This window comes from Aeromonas sp. R2-1, assembly GCF_040908425.1.
Classification (GTDB): Bacteria; Pseudomonadota; Gammaproteobacteria; order Enterobacterales; family Aeromonadaceae; genus Aeromonas; species Aeromonas caviae.
In genome coordinates this window covers 1-21863 of sequence record NZ_JBFODR010000020.1, presented here as the reverse complement: position 1 = coordinate 21863, position 21863 = coordinate 1, and the positions used below count along the sequence as shown (strand labels likewise).

Genomic DNA, 21863 nt, shown 5'->3' with positions numbered 1-21863 from the left:
CATGAACAAGAAACCCCCTCGCCAGCGAGGGGGTTTCTGTTTTGGGGCCCCTCTCGTATCTGGGGGCGTCAGGCCTTGAGGCCGAGCCGCCTGGCGAGGCGGTGCAGGTTGCCGCCATCCAGATCCAGCGCCCGGGCGGTGGCGGCCCAGTTGCCGTCATGGGCGGTCAGGGTCTGCTCGATGAGCTGGCGCTGGAACAGATCGGTGGCGGCGCGAAGGCCGAGGCCGGCAATGGCCGGAGAGGCGGGCTGGCTGACGGTGTCGGCGGGCAGGGATGAGCCCGTCGGCCCCAGGTTGAAGTGGTGGGGTTCCAGGGTCGGCGAGGGGCTGCCCTGCTCGGCCCTGGCCAGCACGGCGGCGCGGTGGATGGCGTGCTCCAGCTCGCGCACGTTGCCGGGCCAGTCGTGACGCTCGAGCAGTTGCAGCGCCTGTGGCTGGATACGCAGCTGCTCCAGCCCCAGGCCGAGCCGGCAGCGCTCGCAAAAGTAACCGGTCAGCAGGGGAATGTCGCCTGGGCGTTCCCGCAGTGCAGGGGCGTGGATCGGGAACACGCTCAGCCGGTGGTAGAGGTCGGCCCGAAACTGCCCCTCGACCACCGCCTGTTTCAGATCCCGGTTGGTGGCCGCCAGGATGCGCACATTCACCTTGAGCGGGGTGTCGTCACCGATCCGCTGCAGATCGCCGTATTGCAGCACCCGCAGCAGCTTGGCCTGCAGCGCAAGCGACAGCTCCCCTATCTCGTCGAGAAACAGAGTGCCCTTGTCCGCCAGCTCGAACTTGCCTGCCCGATTGTGGATGGCGCCGGTAAAGGCCCCCTTCACGTGGCCGAACAGCTCGCTCTCGGCCACCGACTCCGGCAGGGCGGCGCAGTTGAGATAGACCAGGGGGGCATGGGCGCGGGGCGAGCCGCCATGCACCGCCTTGGCGATCAGCTCCTTGCCGACCCCGGTCTCCCCCAAAATCAGCACGTTCAGCTCGGAGCTTGCCACCACGTCTATCTCGTGGCGCAACCGGGCCATGGCGGGGGAGTGCCCTACCATCTCTGGCTGCTCGGGGCCGGGCCGGGTGCCGGGGACCAGGGGCTCGCTGCTTTGGCGGGCGAGCCGCTCCAGCAGCAGCGCGTTGTCGAGGGCGGCGGCGGCCAGGGCCCCCACCAGACGCAGCTCCTCGTCGCTGATGCCGTCGAACTGGGTCGGGTTCATGCCGTCTATGGTCAGGGCGCCGATCAGCGCCTGATCCGAGAAGAGCGGCAGGCCGACACAGGCGTGCACCTTGAAGTCGTCGTGATCAGGCAGCAGGCCGTCATAGGGGTCGGGCAGGGCGCTGTCAGCAGGGAAGCGCACCACATCCCCGGCGCGGGCGATGGCCTCGAGGCGCGGATGATCCTTGAGGGCGAAGCGGCGCCCCAGCACGTCCTGCATCAGGCCGTCGATGGCCAGCGGGATGAACTGGCCCCCCTCGTAGCGCAGCAGGGCCGAGGCATCCGAGTTCAGCAGGCTGCGCACGCTCTGGATCAGGCGGTGGAAGCGGTCCTGATGGGAGATGCCGAGTTGCAGGTCGAGGGCGATGCGCGCCAGGCTGTCGGTCGAGATCACGATGATTGTCCAAATGACAGTGTGTTTGTGATTTTGACTATAAAGAGAGGCTGTCTAAATGACAATGATAGATATGTGTATTCATTAAAAACAACAAGTTACATATTGGCACGTCCGCTGCAATAGCTAGTTCAGTTGAACATCCACTATTGCATTCGAGGAACTGCCTGATGAGCATTCACGTCAAGAACAACATCCACTGGGTCGGCCAACGGGACTGGGAGGTACGCGACTTCCACGGCACCGAGTACAAGACCCACAAGGGCACCAGCTACAACAGCTATCTCATCCGCGAAGGGAAGAATGTGCTGATCGATACCGTCGATCACAAGTTCAGCCGGGAGTTCGTGCAGAACCTGGCGGCACAGATCGATCTCGCCGCCATCGACTACGTGGTGATCAACCACGCCGAGGAGGATCACGCCGGTGCCCTGACCGAGCTGATGGCCCGCATCCCCGGCACCCCCATCTACTGCACCCACAACGCCATCGACTCCATCACCGGCCATCATCACCACCCGGAGTGGAACTTCCACCCGGTCAAGACAGGGGACAGCCTGGACATCGGCAACGGCAAGCAGCTGGTATTCATCGAGACCCCCATGCTGCACTGGCCCGACAGCATGATGACCTATATGACCGAGGATGCGGTGCTGTTCTCCAACGACGCCTTCGGTCAGCACTACTGCGACGAGCACCTGTTCAACGACGAGGTGGACCAGACCGAGCTGATGGAGCAGTGCCAGCGCTACTACGCCAATATCCTCACCCCCTTCAGCCCCCTGGTGACCGCCAAGATCAAGGAAGTGCTGGGCTTCAACCTGCCGGTGAGCATGGTGGCCACCTCCCACGGCATCGTCTGGCGCGAGGACCCTACCCAGATCATCCTGAAATACCTGGAGTGGGCCGACCACTATCAGGAAGACCGCATCACCTTGTTCTACGACTCCATGTCCAACAACACCCGCATGATGGCCGACGCCATCGCCCAGGGCATCCACCAGGTGGACCCCGGCGTGGCGGTGAAGATCTACAACGTGGCCCGCCACGACAAGAACGAGATCCTGACCCAGGTGTTCCGCTCCAAGGGGATACTGGTGGGCTCCTCCACCATGAACAACGTCATGATGCCCAAGGTGGCGGGCATGCTCGAAGAGATCACCGGCCTGCGTTTTCGCAACAAGCGCGCCTCGGCCTTCGGCAGCTACGGCTGGACCGGCGGTGCGGTGGACCGGATCCAGACCCGATTGATGGACGCAGGTTTCGACATCAGCATCTCCCTCAAGGCCAAGTGGCGCCCGGATGGTTCGGCGCTGGCCGAATGCCGCGAGCATGGCCGCCAGCTCGCCCGTCAGTGGGCGTTACACCCTCTGGACGCGCCCCGCCCGATCACCGCTACTCATGCGGCGGTGGTACCCGTCCCCGCGATGCCTGCTGTTGAGCCGCAAGCCGCAGCGGCCGCCGCCGAATGGGACGATGATCAGGCCATGCTCTGCACCGTCTGCCAGTGGGTCTATGACCCGGCGCTGGGTGAGCCGGATCAGCTGGTGGCGCCGGGCACTCCCTGGGCTCAGGTACCTGACAGCTTCCTCTGCCCGGGTTGCGGCATCGGCAAGGAGGTATTCGAACCCTGCGCCGTGGAGGCCTGTGTATGAGCGCAGCAACGCAGAGTGACGCTGGCATCAGCCGGGAGATAGTGGTGATCGGCAGCGGCTTCGCTGCCCAGCAGCTGGTCAAGAGCCTGCGCAAGCTGGACTGGGATCAGCCCATCCGCCTCATCACCGCCGACAGCGGCGACGAGTACAACAAGCCGGACTTGAGCCATGTGGTGAGCCGGGGCTGCGCCGCCGCAGCCATGACCCGTCTTAGCGGCAGCGACTTTGCCGAGCAGCAGCGCATCGCGCTGCTGCCCCACAGCCCGGTGCTCGGCATCGATCCAGCCCGGCGGTTGGTGCTGACCGAGCAGGGGGAATTCCCCTACGGCAAGCTGGTGCTGGCCACCGGGGCGAGCGCGGTGCGCCCCGATCTGCCGGGCAGCGAACACCTGGTCACCCTCAACAGCCAGCAGGAGTACGCCGCCATCGAGGCGCAACTGCGCCAGGCCCGCCGCATCCTGGTGCTGGGGGCGGGGTTCATCGGCTGCGAGCTGGCGATGGACATGGCGAGCGCAGGAAAAGAGGTGACGCTGGTGGATCTGGCCGACAGCCCCTTAAGCGCCCTGCTGCCCGCCGCCCTGACCGAGCCGCTGCAACAGGCGCTGCGCAGCCAGGGGGTCAGCCTGCAGTTCGGGACGGGTCTCGCTAGGATAGATGCCCAGCCGGGGGATGGCTGGCGCGTCACCCTGACCGACGGGCGCATCAGCGAGCAGGATCTGGTGATCGCCGCGATCGGCCTGCGGCCGAATCAGGCCCTGGCCCGGGGGGCCGGGCTGGCAGTGGAGCGCGGCATCCTGGTCGATGATCGGCTGCAGACCAGCGATCCCCATATCTTCGCGCTGGGGGATTGCATGCAGTGGCAGGGTCAGTTGCTCCCCTTCCTGCAACCCATAGTGCTGGGGGCCAATGCGCTGGCGCGCACCCTGCTCGGCACGCCGACCCTGCTGGCCCTGCCGCCCATGCTGGTGAAGGTGAAGACGCCGCGCTACCCGCTGCAACTGGCGGGTCTTACCCGGGGTGAAGATCTCGCCTGGCAGTGCCGCTGGAACAGCCACGGCATGGTGGCCGAGGCGCGCGACCAAGCCGGCGAGCTGTGCGGCTTCGTGGTGGGGGGCGACCAGATGAGCGCCGCCTTCCCGCTGCTGCGTCAGCTGCCCCGTTGAACCATTGATAACCGAAGGCCGGGCTGACCCGGCCACTCGAGGAGAATTGATATGGCCATGCAACTGATCCCGTCTCACTGGGTGGTGCGCCGCTCCACCCCCTTTTTCACCCGCGAGAATGTGCCCCAGGCCCTGCTCACCCACCACAACACCGCGGCCGGGGTGTTCGGCCAGCTCTGCGTGATGGAGGGCACCGTCACCTATCACGGCTTTGCCGACGAACAGGCCGAGGAGCCCGAGGTGAGCCTGGTGATCCGGGCCGGGGAGTTTGCCACCAGCCCGCCCCAGTACTGGCACAGGGTTGAGCTGTCGGAGGATGCCCGCTTCAACATCCACTTCTGGGCCGAGCAGGCCGAATCCGACCAGCCGCTGTTCCACAGCCACAAATAACGGGGTTTAAGGCTGAGGGGGCGGAGCGGGCAAATGCCCCCTCTGCCCATGCAGATCAAAATCATCAACTCAGATGTTGGTTATCCTGCCCCCTCGATTCGGATGAGCACAGTGAGGGAAACATGAGCCTGTTGGAAGCCCTGACCATGACCTCGGGTCTGGTCTATCTGGTTCTGTTGTTGTGGCAGGGCCGCAGCGGTTGGGGCTGGACGCTCTCTCTGCTGTTGGCCGCCGCGCTCTGGCTGCTGGTGGCGGATTCGGTACTCTGGCTCGCACTGGGGCTGGTAGCCACGACCCTGGCGCTCTGGCTGCGCTATCGCCCCCTACTCATGCTGGCCCACATAGACAGTCAACGTCTCAGAACGGCCACCAGGCAGGTATTGCTGCTGTGTTGGGTGTTGGTGGCGGTTCAATATGTTGTTCATATCGGACAGTTGGGGCTGGGGATGACCCCCTGGCTGGTACGCCCTGACGTGGTGGACGGTTTCCTGCCCATCGCCGGTGGTCTCGGGCTGCGGGCCTGGCTCGGGCAGGGGCTGGCAGACCCCCACCACCCGGCGGCCACCGTCACCGTGCTGGTGCTCTCCCTGTCGGCCCTGCTGCTGGGTCGGGCGTTTTGTGCCTGGTTCTGCCCGCTCGGGCTGGTGGGGGAGTGGCTGCACGGCCTGCGCGCACGCCTGTTGCCGGGGGAGTGGACCCCGCCGCGCTGGCTCGATGCCGTGTTGCGCGGCCAGAAGTTTCTGGTGCTCGGCTTTCTGCTCTTCATCATATTGCTGGCGGTACCCGCCGCCGCCCTGCCCGGCTACCTCGCCAGCCCCTACCATCAGGCGGCGGACATGAAGATGGGGGCCTTCTTCTTCAACCTGACCCTGATCTCGGGCCTGTGCCTTGGCTGGGTGCTGCTGCTCACCGCCACCTTCCGGCAAGGGTTCTGCCGCTACCTCTGCCCCTATGGCGCCTGGTTCGCCCTGCTCGGCCTGCTGACCCCATTGCGCATTCGCCGCGACCCGGCCCGCTGCCTGCGAAGCCTGGGCCACGATTGTGACAAGTGCAGCCGGGTTTGCCCCTCGCGCATCCAGGTGCACCAGCTCATCGCGGTGCAGAGCCTCGAGTGCACCAGTTGCCAGAGCTGCGTGGCCGCCTGCCCCAAGCGGGCCGATGCCCTGCATCTTGGCACGCAAGGGCAGCGACTCGCCCCCCGCCAACTGCTGGGACTGCTCTGTCTGTTGCTGCTGGTGTTGCCGCTGCTCTCCTACGGCTTGCTGGATCTCTGGGTCAGCCAGACACCGATCCCTGACCGCTACGAGTTGTTGCAGCGGCTGCCCTGGTTGACCCACTGAGGGGGAAAGGGCAAAAGGTGGATGATGGGGGGATCTTTCGGATTGGCGATAATAAGCTGTATAAAAATCCCCCGCCAAATTGTTAGCGCCATCCCACTTTGCTCATATTGCAATTGATCATATAGCGCTCCCCACCATAATGGGTGCTGTTATTTGGCGTTGTTAATATCAATTGGATGAGCAACAACATGAATATCAAGGTCAGCTATCCCAAGTGGTTTACCCTGGACCATAAGATCGCGTTCTTCTTCCCGCTGTAATTCCCCTCGGCGGCGCGGCATGCCTGCCATGCCACGAGCCCGCCTCCATTCCTGAACTGAAATAGCTGCACCCGTCTTCGCCTGTTTATTCTGGCGAGGCGATGTCGTGCACCCATTTCCCAATATTTCCCACCTGCCTGACATTTTATTTTCGGCGGGGGAAGAGACTCATTTTGAATATTTAAATCTGGGGTGTTTATATTATGGAAAACTTCAAGCATCTGCCCGAACCCTTCCGTATTCGTGTCATCGAGCCGGTCAAGCGCACCACCCGTGCCTATCGGGAAGAGGCCATTGTCCGGGCGGGCATGAACCCCTTCCTGCTGGACAGCGAAGACGTCTTCATCGACCTGCTGACCGACAGCGGCACCGGCGCCATCACCCAGGACATGCAGGCCGCCATGCTGCGCGGTGACGAGGCCTACAGCGGCAGCCGCAGCTACTATGCCCTGCAACTGGCGGTGCAGGAGATCTTCGGCTACTCCCTGACCATCCCCACTCACCAGGGGCGCGGCGCCGAGCAGATTTACATCCCCGTGCTCATCAAGAAGCGGGAGCAGGAGAAGGGGCTGGATCGCAAGAAGATGGTGGCCCTCTCCAACTACTTCTTCGACACCACCCAGGGCCACACCCAGATCAACTGCTGCGTGGCGAAGAACGTCTACACCAGGGAGGCGTTCGATACCTCGGTCACCGCCGACTTCAAGGGCAACTTCGATCTGGTGAAGCTGGAAGAGGCCATCCTGGAGGCGGGCCCCGTCAACGTGCCCTACATCGTCAGCACCATCACCTGCAACTCCGCCGGGGGGCAGCCGGTCTCCATTGCCAACCTGAAGGCGGTGTACGAGATCGCCAGAAAGTACGACATCCCGGTCATCATGGACTCCGCCCGCTTCGCCGAGAACGCCTACTTCATCCAGCAGCGGGAGCCCGGCTACGCGAACTGGACCATCGAGGAGATCACCAGGGAGTCCTACAAGTACGCCGACGGCCTCGCCATGTCAGCGAAGAAGGATGCCATGGTGCAGATGGGGGGGCTGCTGTGCTTCAAGGATGACAGCATGCTGGATGTCTACACCGAGTGCCGCACCCTGTGCGTGGTGCAGGAGGGCTTCCCGACCTATGGCGGCCTGGAAGGGGGCGCCATGGAGCGCCTGGCGGTGGGCCTGCGGGACGGCATGCGCCAGGACTGGCTGGCCTATCGCATCGGCCAGGTGCAGTACCTGGTGGATGGGCTGGAGGCCATCGGCGTGGTGTGCCAGCAGGCAGGGGGCCATGCGGCCTTCGTGGATGCGGGCAAGCTGCTGCCCCATATCCCGGCGGATCAGTTCCCGGCCCACGCCCTGGCCTGCGAGCTCTACAAGGTCGCCGGCATCCGCGCGGTGGAGATAGGTTCCCTGCTGCTGGGGCGCGACCCCGCCACCGGCAAGCAGCACCCCTGCCCGGCGGAGCTGCTGCGCCTGACCATCCCCCGTGCCACCTATACCCAGACCCACATGGACTTTGTCATCGAGGCCTTCGGCGAGGTGAAGAAGAACGCCCACCGGGTGAAGGGGCTCGACTTCATTTACGAGCCGGCCGTGCTGCGCCACTTCACCGCCAGGCTGAAAGAGGTCGAGCATAACGACCCGTCAGCCGGCAAGACGCAGAAAAAATTGATAGAAGCATAACGAGTCAGGGGCACAGATTTTTCTGTGCCCTTTTTTTTCACTGCTCTGTGAAAGATTTGGAGTGACACACATGACATCAACACCGTCCGTCATCGGAGGGGCCTGCATCATTGCCAGCGTCTGTGTCGGTGCCGGCATGCTGGGGCTGCCGAGCGCGGGAGCCGGGGCCTGGACCAGCTGGTCAACCCTCGCCATCATTCTCACCATGGTCATCATGACGGTTTCAGGCTGGATGCTGCTGGAAGCCCTGAAACCCTACGCATTGACTGCCTCCTTCAACTCGGTGACCAAGGATCTGCTCGGTCGCAGGATCAATCTCTTCAACAACCTCACCGTCTATTTCGTGGGCGGCATTTTGCTCTATGCCTACATCACCTCGTCGGGTCTCATCCTGGGCGGCCTGCTGGGCATCAATAGCCAGCTGGCCTCGGTGTTGTTTGTGCTGGTGTTCTCCTGGTTTGTCTGGCATTCGACCCGGGCGGTGGACAGGATTTCGGTCGTCCTGATCGTCTTTATGGTGCTGAGCTTCGTGTTCGGGGTCTCCGGGCTTGCCAGCAAGGTCGACACCGCCAAGCTGTTCAACTCCTTTGCCGAAGAGCTGGGCCGCGCCCCTTACGCCCTGGCCATGTTGCCGGTGGCGCTCACCTCGTTTGGCTACCACCACTCGGTGGCATCGATGCGCGCCTATTACGGCGAGGAGCAGAAAGCCAGGCAGGCGATCCTGGGGGGGACCCTGATCGCCCTCGCGCTCTATCTGCTGTGGCTGCTCAGCATCTTCGGCAACCTGCCTCGTCCCGCCTTCGGCCCCGTCATCGCCAAGGGGGGCGACGTGGATGTGCTACTGGGGGCGCTGGCCTCGGTGATCGAGTCCAGGCAGGTCTCCCAGGCCATCAACCTCTTCTCCATGGCGGCCATCCTCTCCTCCTTCATCGGGGTGGGGCTCGGGGTGTTCGACTATCTGGCGGATCTGTTCCGGTTCGACAACAGCCGCGCCGGTCGCACCAAGTCCTGGGCGGTGACCTTCCTGCCCCCCCTGGCGCTCTCCCTGATGTTCCCGTTCGGCTTCGTGGTGGCCATCGGCTATGCCGGGGCCGCGGCGACCGTCTGGGCCTGCATCATCCCGGCCCTGCTGGCGAAGAAGTCCCGGGAGCTGGCCCCGGACGAGGCGGGGTTCAAGGCTCCCGGCGGCCAGCCCATGGTGGTGGCCGTCATCGTCTTCGGGGTGCTTACCGCCATCTTCCACCTGATGGCCATGGCGGGTCTGCTGCCCGTCTACACCGGCTGACCCTGGTGTGCTGAACCTGGCCCCATCCCGAGCATATTCCACGGATGGGGCGCAGGATCCGGCCCGTTTCCCCCCATTTTCCCTCCGGATTTGATACCCGAAGGCATGCAGGGTAAAGTCCCCCGGCGCCAGCAGTGGCGAACGCAGGAGAAGCACGGCGGTGTGCCGTGACCAGTCGACAATCCGTTTGGGGGAGTAATGGAACAGAAACCATCGTTGGTGGGCGGGGCATGCATCATTGCCGGCGTCTGTGTGGGGGCCGGCATGCTGGGACTGCCGAGTGCGGGGGCGGGCGCCTGGACCCTCTGGTCCATGCTCGCGGTAGCACTGACCATGGTGGTGATGACGGTCTCCGGCTGGATGCTGCTGGAGTCCTATCGGGGCTATCCCCTGCGCGTCTCCTTCGATACCGTGACCCGGGATCTGCTGGGGGAGAAGGTCAACGCCCTCAACAATCTCAGCGTTTATTTCGTCGGCGGCATCCTGCTCTATGCCTACATCACCTCGGCCGGTCTCATCATCGACGGCATGACGGGGATGGGCAGCCAGTGGGCGTCCGTGCTCTTTACCCTGGCCTTCTCCCTGCTGGTGTGGCACTCCACCCGGGCGGTGGACCGCATCTCGGTGCTGCTGGTGATCCTGATGGGGCTGAGCTTTGCCTTCGGCATCTCGGGCCTGTCGATGAACGTGCGCCTCGATCTGCTGCTCGACCGGGTGGGCAGCGAAGTGAGCTACGCCCCCTATGCCCTGGTGATGCTGCCGGTGGCGCTCACCTCGTTCGGCTACCACCATTCGGTCTCCTCCATGCGCGCCTACTACGGTGAAGAGCGCCGTGCCAGCCGCGCCATCCTCGGTGGCACCGTCATCGCGCTCGCCTTCTACCTCATCTGGCTCGCCAGCGTGTTCGGCAACCTGCCGCGCAGCGAGTTCGGCCCGGTGATCGCGCAGGATGGCAACGTGGATGCCCTGCTCAAGGCTCTCGGTTCGGTGATCGAGTCCAAGGCGGTGGCCAGCGCCCTCAACGCCTTCTCCATGGCGGCCATCCTCTCCTCCTTCATCGGGGTGGGGCTCGGGGTGTTCGACTACCTGGCGGATCTGTTCAAGTTCGACAATAGCCGGGGTGGCCGCGCCAAGTCCTGGGCGGTGACCTTCCTGCCGCCCCTGGTGCTCTCCTTGCTGTTCCCGTTCGGCTTCCTGGTGGCCATCGGCTATGCGGGCGCCGTGGCGACCCTGTGGACCTGCATCATCCCGCCCCTGCTGGCCTGGAAGGTGCGGGCGGCCCGGCGCGAAGAAGGTGGCGAGGGCTTCCGCGCCCCCGGCGGCCTCTTCATGATCGTCCTGGTGATCCTGTTCGGCGTGCTGACCGCCGCCTTCCACCTGCTCAACATGGTGGACCTGCTGCCCGCCTACAAGGGCTGAGCCGTTACCCGGGTCGCAGTGCCAGCACACAATGACAAAGAAGGAGCCTCATGGGCTCCTTCTTGCTTGTCACACAGGCAATATTGGCGTCGGTTACTGAATGCCGACCGACAGGGAGTGGGGGACCTTGGCGCCTTTACGGGCGGTGGCGCGCATCTGGTAGACCTGGATCAGGTACTTGCCCGACTTGGGCAGGGTACCTTGCCATTTTGTGTCCACGTTGCCGCCGCCCAGTGCCTCGGCCTGACCCGGGATGGCGCCCGGTGCGAAGACGTTGAAGTTGGCATTGGTGCTGCCGGTGATGGCGACCGTCATGGTCTGGCCTTCTTTGGCGCCCAGGGTGTAGTTGATGGTGTCATAACCGGAGAAGGTGCCGTCAACCTTGGCGCTGTGCGCGCCTTTGGCGAAGTGCACCGGCACCGTGGTCACCTTGTCTGCCGCCTGAACCGAGGCCGCCATCATCATGGCCAGCAAGGCGGCCGTTACTGCTTTTTTCATTATGTATTGCTCCTGTGATCGGGCCCTGGCACGGGCCTCGAGGGGAAGATATGCCTGAACGATGACGGGACTCCATCGAAATGATGGGACGGTCGGAGCGGGGGATGTTGCAAGATTTGGGGTATGCACAGACGGACATGGTGCCTTTTGGCCGCAAGTCAGATGAACACAAGGTCGATGGGGTTTTATATGGCGAGTTCCCTGATACAGGGGGCGTTTTTGTCAACGTGGTGTTGACGAACAGGGTGCCCGCTGCGGCCATGACTCTGCGACAGAATTGATCGCCCCGGGTCTCCTGCATGGTCAGGGCGCGGGAGGGCGTGCGGAAAAAGAGGACGTTAAGGTTGGCTGGTGCCCTCAGCCGCCATGGCCTGCTGCTCATAGCGCGCCACCGTGCCGTCCTGCTTCATTTGCCGGATCACGCCGGCAAGGGGGGCCAGCAGATCCTGATGCCGTTCGTGCAGATAGACGTAAGAATCGGCCAGCTCCATCACCCCGGCGGAGTAGATGCCGGCATAGCCCGGGTCCTGGCGCGTCAGGGCGGCGAGGGCCTGGCTGGCAATCAGGGTCTGCTCCACATAGAGGTCACTGCGCCCCTTGAGCAGCTTGCCCATCCCCTGCTCGGCGGTGGCGATGGCAAAGAGCCGGTCCGGTGCCACCACCTTGCCCAGCATCATCTCCGGCAGCTTGGCGCCACGGCGAAACTCGACCCGATAACCGGTACCCTGCAGGCTGTGCCACCCCTGCAACTGGATCCCGGGCTGGTGGGCATAGGCCTGATAGGAGACGGCGAAATGGGGCTCGGGCACGCGCTGGAGGGTGCGGGTCTGCTGCTGGTAGCTGGCGGCGCGGTGGATCTCGCCATCGACCTGTCCCTGCTCTGCCAGCAGGGGGGCCCGTCCCCCGGGGTAGCCCTGGTACTGGAAGTCATAGCCCAGGCGGGCGAACGCATCCCGATAGATGAGATCGAGCCAGCGACCATAGGGGGACTCCCTGGTTTCAAGGGAGCTCACCAGTGTGATGTTGCCCCTGCCTTGCGCCCCCCATACCTGGAAGGCCAGCAGCAAGAGCAGTGAAAGAGCGAAGAAGCGGTATCCTGAAACCTGCGCCATGGTGTCCCTGTCAGAGCGGTGGTTGCAAAGGGTGACAGTCCTATCCTAGCCCAGGGGGTTGCCCGGTCCAGCGCTTTCTGCCGTCCGCCCGTGGATACCCTCCGGGCCGCCTCCCGTCCCGCCTTGCCCGAATGAACGTCAACCAAGGGAGACGGCCAGCGCCGCTCACAGGCTGGCGAAATCCACCTCGGGCAGGGTTTCGAAGCCGGGGCGGGCAAACAGATAGCCCTGCATCAGGCTGACGCCCATCTCCCGCAGGCAGGCCATCTCTTCGCGGGTCTCGACCCCCTCCGCCAGCGGGGTGATCTGCAACTCCGTAAACAGCGCCAGACAGTGGCGCACTATGGCCTGACGGATCGGGTCCTGGTCGATGCCGCGCAGCAGGTGCATATCGAGTTTGATGATGTCGGGGCGAAAATCGGCCAGCAGGCTCAGGCCCGAGTAACCGGCGCCAAAGTCGTCGATCGCCGTCTTGAAGCCAAGGGCCTGATAGTGATCGACGATGCCGCGAATATGGCGGTTGTCCTGCACCTGCTCCACCTCGGTGAACTCGAACATGATCTGCTCGATGGGAAAGAGATGCTCGCGGGCCGCCTGCAACGTGGTGCGGATGCAGCGCTCCGGGCGATAGACCGCATTGGGCAGGAAGTTGATGCTCAGCATGCCCCGCATGTCGAGGCGGGCGGCCAGCGCGATGGCCTTGATCCGGCACAGCTGATCGAAGCGGTAGCGGTTGTCGTCGTTGACCCGGTCAATCACGCTCTGCGCCGACTCGTTGTTGAGCCCCCGCACCAGGGCCTCATAACCGAAGAGGGTGCGCTGGCTGCAATCGACGATGGGCTGGAAGGCCATAGTGAAATCGAAGTCGAGATCCACCTGCTCATGACACTGCTGGCAGAGGGTGGAGGACGGGGCGGCAGGTATATCCATGACTTTCCTCTTGGGCGTGGCGGCGCTGGGCACTATCTCAAATGATAACAGCTCATCACCCCCCTGTAGGTTCGATTAGCGCAGCGTAATCGGACAATCGAGAGGCTTTGATTGCGGTTGTTGCTGTGAGTCAGTGTTGGCCAGTTGGAGTTGGAAATTCGGCTGGTCGTTATGGTGGGAGAATCCATTTACGCGAACGTCCGATTACGCCTGACGGCTAATCGAACCTACGGGCTGACATAAAGTCATAATAGTATTAATTTGTTTGCTCGTCCGAGAAAAGAGCAAGTAACAACGTGATATATTCATTGCGAAAAGAATACTTGATGGTTATGTTACCCATTTAACAGAGACATTCGATGAGGGATGGTATGAGTGTTTTTTCAAGTGAACATGAAATGCAGGAGTGGTTAGAAAATAAATTCACTATGATTGAGGGGCTATCTGAATTAATAGCTAATATCGAATCTATAGAACATTATGTACCTAAAAATTCATCCGAAGAAAAGATAAAACAAACATTTTTATATTGCATCGAATCTCTTAACATGAATGAGTTATTAACAAAAAATGAGAATATATCTTTAGAAAAAGGAGATTCTCTTAATCCTGATATGTTTGCTTTTTCCCCGGAAACAGAATCTATTGTTATTATTGAGTTAAAAAACCAGAGAGGGGCGACGAGAGAGGCCGGCACCGAATTATCTGCTTATGCAGGCGAAATTAAAAGTGCGCTATCCTATCTTTCTGATGGAGAAATAATTAATGTAATAATCTCCCCTGTTTGGCCAACCCTCCTAAAGCATCACTTATATAACAATATATTCTGGCAAGGCAAAAAAACTATTTGTTTGGAGCCATGCATTATAGATGATGAAATCCATCTTAAAATCATAGATATACCAGTGCTTGTCCAAGCAGACATTCCAAGTAAAGTTAGTGAGGAACATTTAGGGGGATACCATATTTGCCTTTACGATAATGCTATGTATCAGACGCATTCCCCAGTAAGTAAATTACATCAGAAATTACAATTGATAAAATCTAGCATCTCAGCTATAGCAACAAAAGGTGAGAAAATGAATACACATGGTTTTGCTTTTTTAACTGGTGGCGGCCATCTTTCACCATATTTTATTACTGTTGTAAATGTAGCGCCGTTTAAGTCGATAGAAAGAATTTTGCATTCGAATGAAATTGATAGCTATACCGAGCTTCCTCTAATTGAAAGGAAAATACTTGATACATATCTTGAATACATCCCTGAAGGTCATGGGGCCAGCCTAAATGCATTATTCGACACTGCCAGTTTAATGTTAGGAAGTGTATGTTCGCCAGCTCCTGAAGCATTTACTTCTTGGAGCAACTTGAAATCGCACATATTGGATGATTATGAGCCAATGTACTTTGATTCATGGGGTGTATTTAAAGATTCAGCCATTGACAAACTATGTGAAAAATATAAGAGTGGCGATCATGATATGAATTTAAATAGTGTTGATTTAGGGTTGGAAGTACTGAGTGATATTATTGATGAAAACTATGTTTATATTGATCCATGTTTTCTAGGAAGCGATTTTTTCCCTATGGGTCACCCTCGTTATGAAGAGAAATTAGATGATGAAAATTTCTAATAGCTATTAATATAAGCAGTAAATTGGCACATCTATTATCGTAATTATCATGTAGCTTTTCGATAGGCAGTACATCTACGTGATCTCAGTAAGAACAAAAACGGCGCCTCGCGGCGCCGTTTTTAATATCAATCCACCCAACCAACATTACTGCAGCAGGGAGATATCCGCGACTTGCAGGAACAGGTTGCGCAGGTTGTTCAGCAGCGCCAGACGGTTGGCCTTGAGGGCTTCGTCGTCGGCCATCACCATCACTTCGTTGAAGAAGGTGTCGACCGGCTCGCGCAGGGCGGCCAGACGGGTGAGGGCAGCCTGATAGTCACCGGCGGCGAACAGCGGGGCCAGTTCGGCTTGCAGTTCGGCAACCTGGGTGGCCAGCGCCTTCTCGGCGGCATCGACCAGCAGTTCCGGTTTGACGGTTGTGGGCAATGGAACCTCGACCTTGGCCAGAATGTTGCTCACGCGCTTGTTGGCGGCAGCCAGTGCCAGTGCGGCATCCAGCGTGCGGAAGTGGCTGACGGCCTTGACGCGACGATCGAAGTCGAGCGGACGGGTCGGGCGGCGGGCCAGTACGGCCAGCACCACGTCGGCACCGATGCCTTCGTCCTGATAGGCGGCGCGGAAGCGGCCCAGCATAAAGTCGACCACGTCGGTGACGACGGTTTTGTTGGTCAGCTTGTCGCCGTAGACGCGTACCGCTTCTTCAACCAGTTCAACCAGATCCAAGTCCAGCTGCTTCTCGGTCATGATGCGCAGGGCACCGATGGCGGCGCGACGCAGGGCGAACGGGTCCTTGTCACCCTTGGGCAGCATGCCGATGCCGAAGATACCGGCCAGGGTGTCGAACTTGTCGGCCAGCGCGACGGCGCAGGCAACCAGACCGGACGGCAGGGCATCACCGGCAAAGCGCGGCATGTACTGCTCGTTGAGGGCCACAGCCACTGCTTCGTCTTCGCCATCGTGACGGGCGTAGTGCATCCCCATGACACCCTGGGTGTCGGTGAACTCGCCGACCATGTTGGTCATCAGGTCACACTTGGAGAGCAGACCGGCACGCTTGGCCTGAGCCACGTCGGCGCCGATACGCTCGGCGATAAAGCCGGCGACGGTCTCGATGCGCTCGACCTTGGCCTTGACGGTGCCCAGCTGTTGCTGGAACAGCACGGTTTCAAGGCGCGGCAGGCGGGAGGCCAGAGTCTGCTTGAGGTCGGTCTTGAAGAAGAACTCGGCGTCAGAGAGACGGGGGCGAACCACCTTCTCGTTGCCGCTGATGATCTGGCTCGGGTCTTTGGACTCGATGTTGGTGACGAAGATGAACTTCGGCAGCAGCTTGCCGTTCTTGTCGTAGACCGGGAAGTACTTCTGGTCACCCTTCATGGTGTGAACCAGCGCTTCAGCCGGCACGGCCAGGAACTTCTCTTCGAAGTTGGCGGTCAGCACCACAGGCCACTCGACCAGTGCGGTCACTTCTTCCAGCAGGGCGTCGTCCAGATCGGCCACGCCACCGAAGGCGGCAGCGGCCGCTTCGACGTCAGCCTTGATCTTGGCCTTGCGCGCCATAAAGTCGGCAATCACCATGCCGCGCTCCTGCAGGATCTGCGGGTACTGGCTGGCGTTGTCGATGGTGAACTCGCTCTCGCCCATAAAGCGGTGGCCGCGGATGGTGCGGGCAGAGTCGATACCCAGAATGTGGGCGGGCACCAGATCCCCATCCAGCAGCAGGGTCACGGTGAAGACCGGACGCACAAACTGGATGGTCTTGTCGCCCCAGCGCATCATTTTCGGGATGGGCAGTTTGGCCAGTGCCTGGCTAACCAGCTCGCCCAACAGTTCTTTGGCTGGACGGCCTTCGACCTTGGCGGTGTGAACCAGCCATTCGCCCTTGTCGGTGACCAGACGCTCGGCCTGCTCAACGGTGATGCCGTTGCCACGGGCCCAGCCTTCGGCAGCCTTGGTCGGCTTGCCTTCGGCATCGAACGCCTGAGCCACGGCCGGGCCGCGCTTCTCGACGCTCTTGCTCGGCTGTTCGCCAGCCAGCTCGCTTACCTTCAGCGCCAGACGGCGCGGGGAGGCAAACCACTCGACGTCGCCGAAGGCCAGATCGGCCTTGGTCAGTTCGGCTTTGAAGTTGTCGGCAAAGGCTTCGGCCAGGGAGCGCAGGGCTTTGGGCGGCAGCTCAGCAGTACCGATCTCTACCAGAAATGTATGTTGTGCCATGTCCGTTCCTTAACCTTGCTTGTTCTCTGTGCGCTGACACATGGGGAAACCCAGCGCTTCGCGGGAGGCGTAGTATGCCTCTGCCACGGCCTTGGTCAGGGTGCGAATGCGCAGGATGTAGCGCTGACGCTCGGTGACCGAGATGGCCTTGCGGGCATCCAGCAGGTTGAAGGAGTGAGCGGCTTTGAGGATGCGCTCGTAGGCAGGCAGCGGCAGCGGTTTTTCCAGTGCCAGCAGGTTCTGGGCTTCCTTCTCGTACTGCTCGAAGCAGTGGAACAGGAACTCCACATCGGCGTGTTCGAAGTTGTAGGTGGATTGCTCCACTTCGTTCTGGTGGAATACGTCGCCGTAGGTGGTCTTGCCCAGCGGGCCGTCAGACCAGACCAGATCGTAGACGCTGTCCACGCCCTGAATGTACATGGCCAGACGCTCGAGACCGTAGGTGATCTCGCCGGTGACCGGCTTGCACTCGAGGCCGCCAACTTGCTGGAAGTAGGTGAACTGGGTCACTTCCATGCCGTTCAGCCACACTTCCCAACCCAGACCCCAGGCACCCAGCGTCGGGTTTTCCCAGTTGTCTTCCACGAAGCGGATGTCGTGGATTTCAGGATCCATACCCAGTTCTTTCAGGGAGCCCAGATAGAGTTCCTGAATGTTGTCGGGGGAAGGCTTGATGATCACCTGGAACTGGTAGTAGTGCTGCAGGCGGTTCGGGTTCTCACCGTAGCGGCCGTCAGTCGGACGGCGGGACGGTTGTACGTAGGCGCAGGCGATGGGCTCCGGGCCCAGGGCGCGCAGGCAGGTCATGGGGTGGGAGGTACCGGCACCCACTTCCATATCCAGCGGCTGAATGATGGTACAGCCCTGGCGGGACCAATAGTCCTGCAACTGCAGGATCAGGCCCTGAAAGGTTTTGACATCGAATTTTTGCATAGTGTTTTTCGCGCGAAATGAAATCAGAGCAAGATTTGCTGAATGTGAACCGAGGGAGTATACCGTCTGGCATGGTCGGATAATAGGCGAAATTACAGGGGATTAGTGGGGCTATGTTGCCGCTTGCCCTATGATGTCGCCGACGCAAGCGGCCTGCCGATGGCCGATGAAAAACAGGGGAGAGGAAATGGAACTGCGCTGCGCCTGGGTGACCAAAGACCCGGAATACATCGAATACCATGACAAGCAGTGGGGCAGGCCGGTGTATGACGCCCGCGAGTTGTTTGCCAAGCTCTGCCTCGATGGTCAACAGGCGGGGCTGTCGTGGATCACCATCCTCAAGCGCACCGAGAGCTACCATCGCGCCTATGCGGATTTTGATCCGGTGCGCATCGTGCAGTTCGACGACCAGGATGTGGAACGGCTGATGCAGGATACCGGCATCATTCGCAACCGGCTCAAGGTGCAGTCGATCATCAAAAACGCCCGCGCCTATCTGGCGCTGGAGGCGGAAGGCATCGACTTCGTCGATTATCTGTGGGGCTTCGTGGGCGGCGCCCCCATCGTCAACCAGCGTCAGGGCAACGGCGACATTCCGGCGACCTCGCCGGAGTCGGATGCCATGTCCAAGGCCCTCAAGAAGCGCGGCTTCACCTTCGTCGGCAGCACCATCTGCTATGCCTTCATGCAGGCGGTGGGCATGGTGAACGATCATCTGGTGACCTGCCCCTGCCACGCCGAGTGCCAGCAAGCAGCGGCGACGTGAAGGGGAAATGCACGAAGAAGGGAGGCTCAAGCCTCCCTTCTTTTTTTGCTCTGAATCAGCAGGGCTCAAGGGTGCGGTCGAGCGCCTCGCACACCTCGTCGCTGCTCATCAGCCGCACGAAGGGGCCGGCCAGGGTGGCGTTGTGATGGGCGATGATCTGGGGGGCGGTCAGTTGCGGCGTGTCCATGCAGGTGTGGGCATCGCTCACCAGCACTACGGTGTAGCCGAGATCTGCCGCCGCCCGGCACGTGGTGTCGATGCAGTACTGGGTCTTCATGCCGGTGACGATCAGGGTCTGCACGCCGTCCTCTTTCAGCCAGCCATCGAGACCGGTGCCATGGAAGGCGCTGGGGCGCTGCTTGTCGAACACCCGATCGGCCTCGCCGACGACCAGCTCAGGCGCAAGCTGCCAGAACGGACTGCCGGCGGCGATGGGGCTGCCGGCCGGGCCCGTGTGGCGCACCGCCAGCACAGGGAGAGCGGCACTGCGGGCCACCTGGCCCAAGCGATTGATGTTGGCCAGGATCTCGGCCCCGGCATGGGGGGCTTCCGGGCCGTGAAGGAGGCCCACCTGGATGTCGATGATGAGCAGCGCGGGGCGGGAAAGGGACGACATGGTCATGGCTCCGTGAGAAATGTCACCCACTCTGGGGCCATGGGCTCTAATGAGACAACCCCGCATCTGGGGGGCAACCACTCCAGACTCCGGGAGCATGTTCCGTTACGCCGGGCCAGGGGCCTTTTCGCCCCTTGGTACAGCCGGGATACAGTCACACGGGTTCACCATCGGGAGCGCCATCACGAGGGAGTCTCGTGTCACTGAGCGCCGTTCGCCCTCTCTTCCCCGGCCTGATCGGCTGCACTCTGGGGATGACGTTGCTCGTCAGGGCAAACATGAGGGGAAGCCGGCCCTGTGCAAGAAGGTCCGAGGCTGCACAAACGACGCCCCCGAGGGCCGAGTCTGCGCTACCGGGATCTTGCCCCTCCCCTATCATTGAAAGACGCCGGACCGGTTCAGGTTGTCTGGCGAAGGAGCCATCATGAAGAAGTCCGTATTGGCGCTGCTTGCCGCCACCGCCTTGCTGGCCGCCCTGCCTGCACAGGCCACCAAGCAGGCCCAGGAGCGCCGTGACGCCCGCGATGTGCGTCAGGATACCCGTCAGGAGTCCCGTGACGCGAAACAGGAGTGTCGTGAGGGGCTGGTGGGCAATGCCGACTGCCGCCAGGAGCATCGTGACAACAAGCAGGAGGGGCGAGACAAGGCCCGGGATATCAAATATTGATGCGGGCCCGTCCGAAGAGGGCCTGCACCGGGTAAGTCGCTAGGGGCAGGGGGGCGTGTTGCCCCCCTGCCCATCTTCGCAATGGGCGCGTCACACTCTGGCGCCTCTCTGGGTTAGAATGCGCGGCCATCGGCTAGAGTCGTTCTTTTTCAGAGGTTTTTTCATGCATTTCAAGAAACTGGTTCCTGCACTTGCCCTGACCGTCGCCATCACTGGCTGTACCACCAACCCCTATACCGGTGAATCCCAGACCTCCAAGGGCGCCTGGGGCGCGTTGGCGGGTGCGGCGACCGGCGCAGCCGTGGGGGCGCTCTCCTCCAGCAAGGGCGACCGCAAAAAGGGCATCCTGACTGGCGTCGCCGCCGGTGCGGCCCTGGGTGGCGGTATCGGTTACTACATGGATGTGCAGGAAGCCAAGCTGCGCGAGAAGCTGCAAGGCACCGGCGTCAGCGTGACCCGCAACGGTGATCAGCTGATCCTCAACATGCCGAACAACGTCACCTTCGACAGCTCCAGCGCCCAGCTGAAAGCCGCCGGTGCCAACACCCTGTCCGGCGTGGCCCTGGTGGTTGCCGAGTTCGACAAGACCCGTCTGAACGTGGTTGGCCACACCGACAGCACCGGCTCCCGCGAGCTGAACATGAAGCTCTCCCGGGATCGCGCCGATGCCGTCGCCGCCCAGCTGATCGGCCAGGGCGTGTCCGGCAGCCGCATCGCCATCAGTGGTGTGGGCCCGGATCAGCCGGTGGCCAGCAACAGCACCGCCGAAGGCAAGGCCCAGAACCGTCGGGTGACCATCACCCTGACCCCGACCGCCTAAGCGGCCTGCGTTGCAGTCATGAAAAAGGCCCCGCCAGCGATGGCGGGGCCTTTCTATTGGCGCCGGTGCGTGCCCTTTGCTCCTTGCCCCCTTCTCCCCTTGCGGGAGAAGGGTCGGGGATGAGGGGATAACCGCCTCTTAGATAGCCGCGGTCAGCTGCACTTCCACCTTGTAGCCTTCGTGGGCGAGGCGGGCCTGTACGCAGGCGCGGACCGGGGCTGTGTCGGCATCAGGGGAGCCAGGCATCCCGCTTTGTTTAGACAGCGGCTGTGAGCTGCACTTCTACCTTGTAGCCTTCGTGGGCGAGACGAGCCTGCACGCAGGCGCGAACGGGGGCGGTGCCTGCCGGGATCCAGGCATCCCACTGCGCGTTGAAGGCGGCGATGTCTTCAATGTCCTTGAGATAGATGTTGGCCATCAGGATCTTGTCGACGCCGGAGCCGTTGGCTTCCAGCAGACGCTGCAGGCTTTCGAGCACTTCACGGGTCTGCTGGTGGATGTCGGCGGTCTCGGTGGCGGGCACTTCCACCACGTAGAGGGTGCCGTTGTGGATGACCACATCAGACCAGCGCTGGGTGGTCCCGATACGGGTAATGGTTGTCATGTTTGCTCCGGTACAGGGCTATTGACCCTTGCGGATCAGGTAGCGGTAAGGGGCCTGCTCAGTCTCGCTGGCGACCAGGGTATGGTCCATGAAGCGGCAGAAGCTGGGAATGTCGCGGGTGGTGGAGGGGTCGTCGGCGCTGACCAGCAGGGTCTCCCCATCCGCCATCAGCCGCACTTTCTTGCGAACCATCATCACGGGTTCGGGGCAACGAAGCCCGATTGCGTCCAGCTCGTGGGTCGCATTGCAGAATACAGTACTCATGAATAATCAACCTTCAGCCGCACCT

At 61.4% G+C, this 21863-nt stretch carries 21 protein-coding genes and 1 pseudogene; 12 read left to right on the top strand and 10 right to left on the bottom strand.

The features are described from left to right. Positions 1 to 68: 68 nt before the first annotated feature. Positions 69 to 1595, bottom strand: a complete 1527-nt coding sequence (norR, locus tag AB5Y80_RS05115) for a nitric oxide reductase transcriptional regulator NorR (protein ID WP_368172596.1) — start codon at positions 1593 to 1595, stop codon at positions 69 to 71. A 170-nt stretch (positions 1596 to 1765) separates the two neighbouring features. Between norR and norV the strand changes: the two genes are divergently transcribed. From norV to AB5Y80_RS05075, 8 genes are all read left to right on the top strand, one after another. Beyond that, a complete protein-coding gene (gene norV, locus AB5Y80_RS05110) occupies positions 1766 to 3250 on the top strand; it encodes an anaerobic nitric oxide reductase flavorubredoxin (protein WP_368172595.1) in 1485 nt (494 codons plus the stop codon). After that, positions 3247 to 4413 (top strand): NADH:flavorubredoxin reductase NorW, encoded by a 1167-nt coding sequence (gene norW / locus AB5Y80_RS05105; RefSeq protein ID WP_368172594.1) that lies wholly within the window; start codon positions 3247 to 3249, stop codon positions 4411 to 4413. The genes norV and norW overlap by 4 nt, the downstream gene beginning before the upstream one ends. A 51-nt stretch (positions 4414 to 4464) precedes the next feature. After that, positions 4465 to 4803 carry a DUF1971 domain-containing protein gene (locus AB5Y80_RS05100; RefSeq protein ID WP_368172593.1) on the top strand — a complete coding sequence of 113 codons (339 nt, stop codon included), beginning with the start codon at positions 4465 to 4467 and terminating at the stop codon, positions 4801 to 4803. Positions 4804 to 4925: 122 nt separating this feature from the next. Next, complete coding sequence (locus AB5Y80_RS05095) at positions 4926 to 6143, top strand: 4Fe-4S binding protein (protein WP_368172592.1); 1218 nt, start codon at positions 4926 to 4928, stop codon at positions 6141 to 6143. Positions 6144 to 6319: 176 nt separating this feature from the next. Further along, positions 6320 to 6403 carry a tryptophanase leader peptide gene (gene tnaC / locus AB5Y80_RS05090; RefSeq protein ID WP_069652909.1) on the top strand — a complete coding sequence of 28 codons (84 nt, stop codon included), beginning with the start codon at positions 6320 to 6322 and terminating at the stop codon, positions 6401 to 6403. 203 nt (positions 6404 to 6606) lie between these two features. Beyond that, positions 6607 to 8073: a tryptophanase gene (tnaA, locus tag AB5Y80_RS05085; RefSeq protein ID WP_368172591.1), complete on the top strand. Its 1467-nt coding sequence runs from the start codon at positions 6607 to 6609 to the stop codon at positions 8071 to 8073. Positions 8074 to 8143: 70 nt separating this feature from the next. Further along, positions 8144 to 9358, top strand: a complete 1215-nt coding sequence (locus tag AB5Y80_RS05080) for an aromatic amino acid transporter (RefSeq protein ID WP_039041009.1) — start codon at positions 8144 to 8146, stop codon at positions 9356 to 9358. Positions 9359 to 9556: 198 nt separating this feature from the next. Beyond that, entirely contained in the window at positions 9557 to 10777 is a 1221-nt protein-coding gene (locus AB5Y80_RS05075; protein WP_368172590.1) for an aromatic amino acid transporter, read from the top strand. Between the two features lie 93 nt (positions 10778 to 10870). On the opposite strand, the gene AB5Y80_RS05070 is transcribed toward AB5Y80_RS05075, so the two are convergent. The 3 genes from AB5Y80_RS05070 to AB5Y80_RS05060 all read right to left on the bottom strand — a co-directional run bounded on the left by AB5Y80_RS05070 (position 10871) and on the right by AB5Y80_RS05060 (position 13317). Further along, positions 10871 to 11275 carry a hypothetical protein gene (locus AB5Y80_RS05070; protein ID WP_010672394.1) on the bottom strand — a complete coding sequence of 135 codons (405 nt, stop codon included), beginning with the start codon at positions 11273 to 11275 and terminating at the stop codon, positions 10871 to 10873. 338 nt (positions 11276 to 11613) lie between these two features. Beyond that, complete coding sequence (locus AB5Y80_RS05065; RefSeq protein WP_219596321.1) at positions 11614 to 12387, bottom strand: hypothetical protein; 774 nt, start codon at positions 12385 to 12387, stop codon at positions 11614 to 11616. 165 nt (positions 12388 to 12552) lie between these two features. Beyond that, on the bottom strand, positions 12553 to 13317 hold the full coding sequence (locus tag AB5Y80_RS05060) for an EAL domain-containing protein (protein WP_201889091.1): 765 nt from the start codon (positions 13315 to 13317) through the stop codon (positions 12553 to 12555). A 371-nt stretch (positions 13318 to 13688) separates the two neighbouring features. On the opposite strand from AB5Y80_RS05060, the gene AB5Y80_RS05055 reads away from it, so the two are divergent. After that, positions 13689 to 14951: a hypothetical protein gene (locus AB5Y80_RS05055; protein WP_152545692.1), complete on the top strand. Its 1263-nt coding sequence runs from the start codon at positions 13689 to 13691 to the stop codon at positions 14949 to 14951. 147 nt (positions 14952 to 15098) lie between these two features. On the opposite strand, the gene glyS is transcribed toward AB5Y80_RS05055, so the two are convergent. After that, a complete protein-coding gene (gene glyS, locus AB5Y80_RS05050; RefSeq protein ID WP_323882400.1) occupies positions 15099 to 17168 on the bottom strand; it encodes a glycine--tRNA ligase subunit beta in 2070 nt (689 codons plus the stop codon). Between the two features lie 9 nt (positions 17169 to 17177). Then, on the bottom strand, positions 17178 to 18101 hold the full coding sequence (gene glyQ, locus AB5Y80_RS05045; RefSeq protein ID WP_041212022.1) for a glycine--tRNA ligase subunit alpha: 924 nt from the start codon (positions 18099 to 18101) through the stop codon (positions 17178 to 17180). A 187-nt stretch (positions 18102 to 18288) separates the two neighbouring features. Here glyQ and AB5Y80_RS05040 point away from each other — a divergent pair, with 187 nt between their 5' ends. Continuing rightward, on the top strand, positions 18289 to 18867 hold the full coding sequence (locus AB5Y80_RS05040; RefSeq protein WP_053288901.1) for a DNA-3-methyladenine glycosylase I: 579 nt from the start codon (positions 18289 to 18291) through the stop codon (positions 18865 to 18867). 55 nt (positions 18868 to 18922) lie between these two features. On the opposite strand, the gene AB5Y80_RS05035 is transcribed toward AB5Y80_RS05040, so the two are convergent. Beyond that, complete coding sequence (locus AB5Y80_RS05035) at positions 18923 to 19483, bottom strand: cysteine hydrolase family protein (protein WP_368172589.1); 561 nt, start codon at positions 19481 to 19483, stop codon at positions 18923 to 18925. Positions 19484 to 19907: 424 nt separating this feature from the next. Here AB5Y80_RS05035 and AB5Y80_RS05030 point away from each other — a divergent pair, with 424 nt between their 5' ends. Continuing rightward, positions 19908 to 20150 (top strand): hypothetical protein, encoded by a 243-nt coding sequence (locus AB5Y80_RS05030; RefSeq protein ID WP_041212021.1) that lies wholly within the window; start codon positions 19908 to 19910, stop codon positions 20148 to 20150. A 163-nt stretch (positions 20151 to 20313) separates the two neighbouring features. Beyond that, complete coding sequence (locus AB5Y80_RS05025) at positions 20314 to 20970, top strand: OmpA family lipoprotein (RefSeq protein ID WP_010672405.1); 657 nt, start codon at positions 20314 to 20316, stop codon at positions 20968 to 20970. Positions 20971 to 21108: 138 nt separating this feature from the next. Here the strand turns inward: AB5Y80_RS05025 and AB5Y80_RS05020 are convergent. The 3 genes and pseudogenes from AB5Y80_RS05020 to tusA form a co-directional block, all read right to left on the bottom strand. Continuing rightward, positions 21109 to 21198 (bottom strand): annotated as a pseudogene (locus tag AB5Y80_RS05020) (endoribonuclease L-PSP); the annotation flags it as partial. A 28-nt stretch (positions 21199 to 21226) separates the two neighbouring features. Next, the gene (locus AB5Y80_RS05015; protein WP_270830326.1) at positions 21227 to 21574 is read right to left on the bottom strand and encodes a RidA family protein; all 348 of its coding nucleotides are present in this window, start codon (positions 21572 to 21574) and stop codon (positions 21227 to 21229) included. Positions 21575 to 21592: 18 nt separating this feature from the next. After that, positions 21593 to 21838 carry a sulfurtransferase TusA gene (gene tusA, locus AB5Y80_RS05010; protein WP_010672408.1) on the bottom strand — a complete coding sequence of 82 codons (246 nt, stop codon included), beginning with the start codon at positions 21836 to 21838 and terminating at the stop codon, positions 21593 to 21595. Between the last annotated feature and the right edge of the window lie 25 nt (positions 21839 to 21863).